Raw genomic sequence first — 7,144 nt, forward strand, 5'->3', positions numbered from 1 at the left:
GGCGGGCCAGCTGAAGTCCCCGGATATCCGGGGACTCTCGTGCTGAGCACCCGAGATCTCGGCTACGAACCACGAGATCCGGGTGCAAGGTCGAGCACCTCGAGCCCGCCGCCGACCTGCTCGGCGACCGCCGTGAGCCGGGCCCGGGTGATGTCGGCGACGGTCAGCAGCCCGGCGGCGCGGGCGTTCGAGCCCTCGCGAGTGGGCTCGGCGGAGTTGATGCTCAGGCAGCGGCGGGTGCCACCGTCGGCCCGGTTGGCGAGGGCGACCGCGTGACCCGTGGTGCCGCTCCCGGCGAAGGGGTCGAGCACCACGACGTCGTCGGGCACCGTCGCCAGGATCCGACGTACGAGCCCGGTGGGCTTGGGCGACTCGAAGACGTGGCCGACCAGCGCCTTGAGCTCGGCGACGGCCGTGTCGGTGGAGCCGATCTCCTCGGCCAGCCAGATGGTGCGCAGCTTCTTGCGGCGCCCGCCCTCGCGGTGCAGCCAGTCGCGCTGGAAGATGTCGGCGCGCTCGCCGGCGCGCCCACGGATCACCCGGCACACGAGGTCGTCGGGCCGCTCGTCGACCCGCGGTCGCGACCAGCGCCACACCGCGGGGCGGCCGTCGCCGAAGACCGGGGTCAGCTCCCGGCTCCCCGCGAACTCCGTCGTCGCGACCCGACCCGTGCCGGGGTCGCCCCACAGCGGGTAGTGCAGCGTCGGCGTCGTCAGCGGCGTGAACTTCTTGTTGGTGTTGCGCAGCGGGAGATAGCGGAAGCGGCGACCGTCCTCGGTGGCGTGCGGGAAGTCGGCCTCGTCGACCGACTCGCTCGTGCTGCCGTCGACGAGGCACTGCGGCAGGTCGCGGGCGTACGCCAGGACGTACTCGTGGCTGGTCGCGAAGCCGCGGCCGAGCTGGCGGCCCTTGGGGTTGAGGTTGACCACGACCTGCGCCAGGAAGTTGGCCTCGCCGAAGACCTCATCCATCAGCAGCCGGAGATGGGCGGCCTCGTTGTCGTCGATGCTGACGAACACCGCGCCGTGCGGGGCGAGGACCTCGCGCACCGCCTCGAGCCGGGGCCGCATCATGTCGGTCCACGCGCGGTGGCGGCGCGCGTAGGGATCGGTGTGCGAGGCGTCGCGGAAGGTGTCGGCGTAGGCGAAGTCGTTGCCGGTGTTGTAGGGCGGGTCGGTGTAGACGAGGTCCACCGACCCCGGCGCCAGCCGCGGCAGGACGTCGAGGTTGTCGCCGGCGACGAAGGTGTTCCACCCCTGCGCGCCCGCAGGGTCCCACGTCGACTCGTCGGCCACGTCGGCAGCCTAGGACGTCCCGCTCACGGATCAGGCGCGATCGTGCAGGGTGACGTGGTAGCCCGGGCTGCGCGACGGCGTCGAGGTCGGTCCCGGGCGCGAGGTCGCGGACGGCGAAGGCGATGGGCGCAGTGTCGAAGACGACCGCGTGGGGCGGTCTCAAGCAGGCGTCCGCGGCGCTGCGGACCTCTATGGAGGACGTGCTGCGACCGCTCGGGATGACCATCACCCACTACTCCTGCCTCGAGCTCCTCGCCCAGCGCCCCGGCCTCTCGAACTCCGAGCTCGCGCGGGGCGCCTTCGTCACCCGGCAGTCGATGAACGTGCTGCTCCAGGCGCTCGAGCGCGACGGGCTCGTCACCCGTCCCGCCGAGGCACCCGTCGGCAAGGCGTTGCCCGCCCGCCTGACCCCACGGGGTCGTCGCCAGCTCGAGGCCGCGTCCGCCGCGGTCCGCGGTGTTGAGGTGCGGATGCTCGCGGGCATGACGGAGGCCGACCGGGTGCAGGCGATGCGCAGCCTGCAGAGCATGGTGCGGTCGTTGCGCGAGGCCCCCGCTCCTCCGGCGAATTGATCCCATCATTCACACCAGCCCCAGATCGCGCCTACTCTGGAGCGCGTGCCTGTCTTCCCGCGCCGCCCTGCCCACGCTCCGCTGACGCGCAGCCGCCTGCTCACCGTCGCTACCGCCGGCGTGCTCGTCGCAGGTCTCGGCGTCGCCCCGTCGATGGCCGACGACCGCGACGCGACCGCCTCGGCGAGGGCCGGCAACGGCCTCGGCACGGGCCAGGCCGGGGGCTACCGCGGCCGCGACCAGACGTCCGACGGCAAGCCCGGCACGGTCGTCGGTCCCCCGGTCGCGCTGCGTAACCGCGCGCTGGTGAAGAACGACACCAGCTACGAGATCGCGCCCGGCGTCGTGCTCCGCGAGTGGGACCAGGTCGACGGCCGGCAGCCGGTCGGCCAGGTCCGGATGAACCTCGTCACCGTCAGCCTCGACGCACCGAACGTCTCCTTCGAGGAGCTGTCACCGACCTACGTCACCAGCCGCAAGAAGGTCAGCCAGTTCGGCGCCTGGAACGGCGCCCTCACCGCGGTCAACGGCGACTTCTTCGACATCGGGCGCACCGACGCGCCGCTCGGCGTCACGATCAACGGCAGCCGGGGCATCCTCGGCGGCACCCGCGACGGCTGGATCCCCGGCGTGAACTCCACGCTGTGGTTCGACAGCACCGGCCCGCACGTGAGCCCCCTCGGCCTGCAGTACACGATCCGCCAGCACCCCGACTGGACCGTGACCGGGATCAACCACCCCGGCATCACGCCCGGGCAGGTCGGGGTGTTCACCTCCGACTGGCACCGCACCCAGGGCTACCAGGTCACCTCGGGCAAGAAGCGCGCGCGCGAGGTCTGGCTGCGCAAGAACCGCGTCGTCTCCAACAAGCCGACGCTCTCGAGCGGCAAGAAGATCCACCGCAAGGAGCGGGTGATCATCGGCACCGGCCCCATGGCGGCCCGGCTCAAGTCGCTCGAGAAGGGCACGAAGCTCACGCTGTCGAAGCGGATCGAGGGCGGCAAGCCCACGATGGCGATCAGCGGCGACCGCCCGCTGCTCGTCAACGGCGTGCGCACGGTCATCAACAACACGATCGCCCACCCGCGCACGGCCGTGGGCATCGACGCCGACGGTCGCAAGCTCCTCATCCTGGTCGTCGACGGGCGCTCGTCGGTGAGCCGCGGCTACACGATGGTCGAGCTCGCCGACATGATGACCGCGCTCGGCGCGGAGAACGCGATCAACTTCGACGGCGGCGGCTCCTCGGCGATGTACACCCGCACCGCCAGCGGCGCGATGGGCCTGGTCAACGAGCCCTCCGACGGCAACGAGCGACTGGTGGCCAACGCCTTCGGCGTGGTCTACCACGGCGAGCTGCCGCCGGTCGTCCCGATCCTGCCCACGCCCACCCCGACGCCGACGCCGACCCCGACGCCCACCCCGACGGCCACGCCGACCGTGCCGCCGACGATCCCGCCGGCGCCCACGGCCGGACGCTGACTAGACCGGCGGCAGCGCCGGGCGCCGCTCAGGCGTCCGGCACGGAGAACACGACGACGAACGTCATCGCCGCGAAGCACTGCATGTTGCTCTTCGGCAGCTCAGCCGTGACCTGGAACCCGGCCTCGCCGGCGTCGACCGCCACCGACGTCGGGGGCTCGCAGCCGACCCCGACGATCGCGGCGTACGGCGTCGTGCCGGGCGCGGCGGCCTGCTGCTGGGCGGCCTCCTGGCTGACCTCGTCACCCAGGGTGCCCTCGAGCTGCGAGGCGAAGTCGGCACGGGCCTGGTCGGTGTCGACGGCGAAGGCCATCGAGGACGCCTCACCGCCCGCGTCGGTGGCGGTCATCAGCGTCGCGTCCTTCACGCCGGCGGAGCCGGTCACCTCGATCGGCCCCCGGGAGGAGCTGCCGGTGTCGGGCTCGGGAGTGGTCGTGGACGACGGGGTCTGCGCCGGGTCGGTGCTCGGCGTGCTGGACGGCGTCGACGAGGCGGACGGGTCGCTCGCGACGTCGTCACCGCCGTCGTCCCCACCGCAGGCGGTGAGGCTGGCAGCGAGCGCGAGGCCGCCGAGGAGGCCGGCGAGGGTGCGGGTGCGGGCGCCCGAGCGGCGCAGTGTGGTGGTCATGGTGGTGAGACGGTAGCGGGGCCCCGTCCGCTCCCCCGGCAGGCGCGGCGTCGACGGTGCGGTGGGCGCACTGGCAGGCTGGGCGCATGCCCGACACCGAGCCCGTGACCGAGCCCGTCCGCGAGGCGGTGCGCGAGTACGCCGCGATGCAGCCGCAGCTGACCGCCGCCACCACCGGGTACGGCACCCTGGTGCGCACGCTGCTCGACGACGCCGGCATCGACTACCTCAGCGTCACCGGCCGCACCAAGAGCGTCGCCTCCTTCGCCGCGAAGGCCAATCGCAGCGCCGACGGCCGGCCGCTCTACCCCGACCCGCTCACCCAGATCACCGACCTCATCGGCGTCCGGGTCATCACCTACGTGCACAGCGACGTCGCCGCGGTGGCCGACCTGCTCGCCGACGAGCTCGACCTGCTCGACGACCGCGACCTCGGCGAGGAGACCGCGCGCAGCGGACGCTTCGGCTACGCCAGCCGCCACCTGCTCGTCCGGGCGCGCGACGACGACACGCAGCACGCCGGGCTCGCCGGCCACCGGGCGAGCGTGCAGGTGCGCACCGTGCTGCAGCACGCGTGGGCGGAGTTCGAGCACGACATCCGCTACAAGGGCAACGTCCCCGAGGACGCCGCCGCCGACCTCGACCGCCGCTTCACGCTCGCGGCCGGCCTGATCGAGCTCGCCGACCGCGAGTTCTCCACGATCCGCGCCCGGATCCAGGCGGCGGCACCCGGCAGCCCGACGGAGGCCGAGGCCGACCACATCGTCGGCCAGGAGCTCGCCACGTTCCTCGCCGGCCACTACAGCGACGCCGGCTGGTCCCACACCGACCACTACGACTGGATCGCCGACCTCCTCGCCCAGCTGGGCATCGACTCGATCGACGACCTCGCCGACCTGCTGACCTCCGTCGACGCCGACGCGGTCATCCGGCGGATGGGCTACCGCTACCCCGCCGGCGCCGTACGCCGTCTCGACGACGCGCTGCTGGCCATCTTCGGGGAGCAGTACGTCACGCTGGAGGGCAACAGCCACCGCGTGCCGAAGCTGCGGGCGCGACTGGAGAAGCTGACCGGCCCCGTCGCCTGAGGGCGCCCGTCCGGCTGAGAACCGTCCTCAGGCAGCCCCCCTAGGGTTGCAGCATGAACCGGCCGTCGTGGACCACCGTCGCCCCCGTCCTGGCCGTCGCCGCCCTGGTGCCGGCATGGTTCGCCCATCCCGACAGCACCCTGGTGCTGGGCGTGCTCGCGCTGGTGCTCGTCGGAGCGGTGCTCGCGGCGGTCCACCACGCCGAGGTCGTCGCCCACCGCGTGGGCGAGCCCTACGGCTCGCTCGTCCTCGCGGTCGCCGTCACCATCATCGAGGTCGGCCTCATCGTGACGCTCATGGTCACCGCCGACAAGGACTCCTCGGGCCTGGCCCGCGACACCGTCTTCGCCGCGGTGATGATCACCGTCAACGGCATCGTCGGCCTCTCGCTGCTCGTCGGGGCGCTCAAGCACCACCTCGCGGTCTTCAACCCCGAGGGCACGGGCGCCGCGCTGGCCACGGTCATCTCGCTGGCCGTGCTGTGCCTGGTGATCCCCTCGGTCACCACGTCCGAGCCCGGCCCGGAGTTCACCGGCGCCCAGCTCGCGTTCGCCGCGATCGCCTCCCTCGCCCTCTACGGCATGTTCGTCTTCACCCAGACCATCCGGCACCGCGACTTCTTCCTGCCGGTCGCGCCGGGCCAGTACGTCCCGATGGTCGCGACCAGGGCCGAGGCCGCCGCGGCCGCCGACGACCGGCTGGCCGCGCGCGCGGCCGTGAGGGAACGCCCCGAGGGCTTCGAGCACGAGCCGGTCGACCTCGACGAGGACGGGCACGCCGACCCGCCCACGGGACGCGCCACGCTCACCAGCCTGGGGCTGCTCTTGGTGTCGCTCATCTCGGTCGTCGGGCTCGCCAAGATCGAGTCGCCCGCGATCGAGTCGGGCGTGGAGGCCCTCGGCTTCCCCCAGGCGGTCGTGGGCGTGGTGATCGCGCTGCTGGTGCTCGCGCCCGAGACCATCGCCGCCGTGCGCGCCGCCTCCCGCAACCGCGTGCAGGTCAGCCTCAACCTCGCGCTCGGGTCGGCGATGGCCTCCATCGGCCTCACCATCCCCGCCATCGCCGTGGCCAGCATCTGGCTCGACGGCCCGCTGGCGCTCGGCCTCAACCAGCTCCAGGCAGTTCTGCTGCTGCTCACCGCAGCGGTCGCGATCCTCACCGTGGTCCCCGGACGCGCGAAGACGCTCCAGGGCGGCGTGCACCTGGTGCTGCTCGCGGCGTTCGTCTTCCTCACCGTCGCCCCCTGACCCGGCCCGGCCGCTCCGGACGCACCACGGCCCGGCAGGTTCCCCTGCCGGGCCGTGGTCGCGGTCGTGCGTAGGGCGTGAGCCGTGGGGCTCAGCCGAAGTACGAGGCGTAGATCTTGTCGTAGGTGCCGTCCTCGTGGAGCTTCACCAGCGTGTTGTTGATGACGCGCAGGAGCGGGATGTTGCCGTCCTTCTTCACCGCCATGCCGTACTGCTCGCCGGTGTCGAACTCCTTGGCCAGCTTGAGCTTCGGGTTCTCCTTGACGAACTGGCCCGAGACCGTGTTGTCGAGCATCGCGGCGTCGATCGAGCCATCGGCCAGCGCGGCCTGCAGGCCCGCCGCGTCGTCGTACGTCCGCACCTGGGTGCCGTCGGGGGCGAAGTCGCTCATGTAGGTCTCGCCGGTGGTGTCCTTCTGCACGCCCACCCGCTTGCCGGCCAGCTCGGCGAGGTCGTCCACACCCGAGCCACGCGGGGTGATCAGCGCCTGCTTGGCGTCGAAGTACGGGCTGGAGAAGTCGAGCACGCGCGCCCGGTCGCCGGTGATCGTCATGGCCGAGATGGCCACGTCGCAGACGTCCTTGTTGAGCGCGTCGCCCGACGTGATGTCGTCGAAGGCGACGTCGACCACGTCGAGGTCGACCTTCAGCGCGTCGGCGACCGCCTGGCCCAGGTCGACGTCGAAGCCGACCAGCTTGCCCTTCTCCTCGTAGACGAAGGGCTGGTACGGGCTGTCGGTGCAGACGGTCAGGACCCCGTCGAAGACCGGGTTGACCTTGCTGAGGGCGTCGGCGGACTCACCGTTGGCGCTGCCGCCGCAGGAGCTCAGGGA

7 protein-coding genes are annotated in these 7,144 nt (G+C 72.4%); 4 read left to right on the plus strand and 3 right to left on the minus strand.

The features are described 5' to 3' along the window. Nucleotides 1–62 precede the first annotated feature (62 nt). Entirely contained in the window at nucleotides 63–1,295 is a 1,233-nt protein-coding gene (locus ACFFJG_RS06225) for a site-specific DNA-methyltransferase (protein WP_378517733.1), read from the minus strand. 122 nt (nucleotides 1,296–1,417) lie between these two features. On the opposite strand from ACFFJG_RS06225, the gene ACFFJG_RS06235 reads away from it, so the two are divergent. Together ACFFJG_RS06235 and ACFFJG_RS06240 are read left to right on the plus strand one after the other, a co-directional pair. Continuing rightward, nucleotides 1,418–1,867, plus strand: a complete 450-nt coding sequence (locus tag ACFFJG_RS06235) for a MarR family winged helix-turn-helix transcriptional regulator (protein ID WP_378517734.1) — start codon at nucleotides 1,418–1,420, stop codon at nucleotides 1,865–1,867. 45 nt (nucleotides 1,868–1,912) lie between these two features. Further along, nucleotides 1,913–3,349 (plus strand): phosphodiester glycosidase family protein, encoded by a 1,437-nt coding sequence (locus tag ACFFJG_RS06240; RefSeq protein ID WP_378517735.1) that lies wholly within the window; start codon nucleotides 1,913–1,915, stop codon nucleotides 3,347–3,349. A 28-nt stretch (nucleotides 3,350–3,377) separates the two neighbouring features. Here ACFFJG_RS06240 and ACFFJG_RS06245 read toward each other — a convergent pair whose 3' ends face one another. Further along, complete coding sequence (locus ACFFJG_RS06245) at nucleotides 3,378–3,977, minus strand: hypothetical protein (protein WP_378517736.1); 600 nt, start codon at nucleotides 3,975–3,977, stop codon at nucleotides 3,378–3,380. Between the two features lie 86 nt (nucleotides 3,978–4,063). Between ACFFJG_RS06245 and ACFFJG_RS06250 the strand changes: the two genes are divergently transcribed. Beyond that, nucleotides 4,064–5,065 (plus strand): GTP pyrophosphokinase, encoded by a 1,002-nt coding sequence (locus ACFFJG_RS06250; RefSeq protein ID WP_378517737.1) that lies wholly within the window; start codon nucleotides 4,064–4,066, stop codon nucleotides 5,063–5,065. Nucleotides 5,066–5,118: 53 nt separating this feature from the next. Continuing rightward, nucleotides 5,119–6,312 (plus strand): calcium:cation antiporter, encoded by a 1,194-nt coding sequence (locus ACFFJG_RS06255; RefSeq protein ID WP_378517738.1) that lies wholly within the window; start codon nucleotides 5,119–5,121, stop codon nucleotides 6,310–6,312. 91 nt (nucleotides 6,313–6,403) lie between these two features. Here the strand turns inward: ACFFJG_RS06255 and ACFFJG_RS06260 are convergent. Further along, nucleotides 6,404–7,144, minus strand: a 741-nt coding sequence (locus tag ACFFJG_RS06260) for an ABC transporter substrate-binding protein (protein WP_378517739.1), incomplete at its 5' end; no start/stop codon positions are given.

Source organism: Nocardioides zeicaulis (assembly GCF_042432345.1).
Taxonomy (GTDB): Bacteria; Actinomycetota; Actinomycetes; order Propionibacteriales; family Nocardioidaceae; genus Nocardioides; species Nocardioides zeicaulis.

What these genes read in the sequence shown, in the direction of transcription:
- ACFFJG_RS06250 (WP_378517737.1), top strand. Translation starts at nt 4,064, where the DNA reads ATGCCCGACACCGAGCCCGTGACCGAGCCCGTCCGCGAGGCGGTGCGC.
- ACFFJG_RS06235 (WP_378517734.1), top strand. Translation starts at nt 1,418, where the DNA reads ATGGGCGCAGTGTCGAAGACGACCGCGTGGGGCGGTCTCAAGCAGGCG.
- ACFFJG_RS06255 (WP_378517738.1), top strand. Translation starts at nt 5,119, where the DNA reads ATGAACCGGCCGTCGTGGACCACCGTCGCCCCCGTCCTGGCCGTCGCC.
- ACFFJG_RS06245 (WP_378517736.1), bottom strand. Translation starts at nt 3,977, where the DNA reads ATGACCACCACACTGCGCCGCTCGGGCGCCCGCACCCGCACCCTCGCC.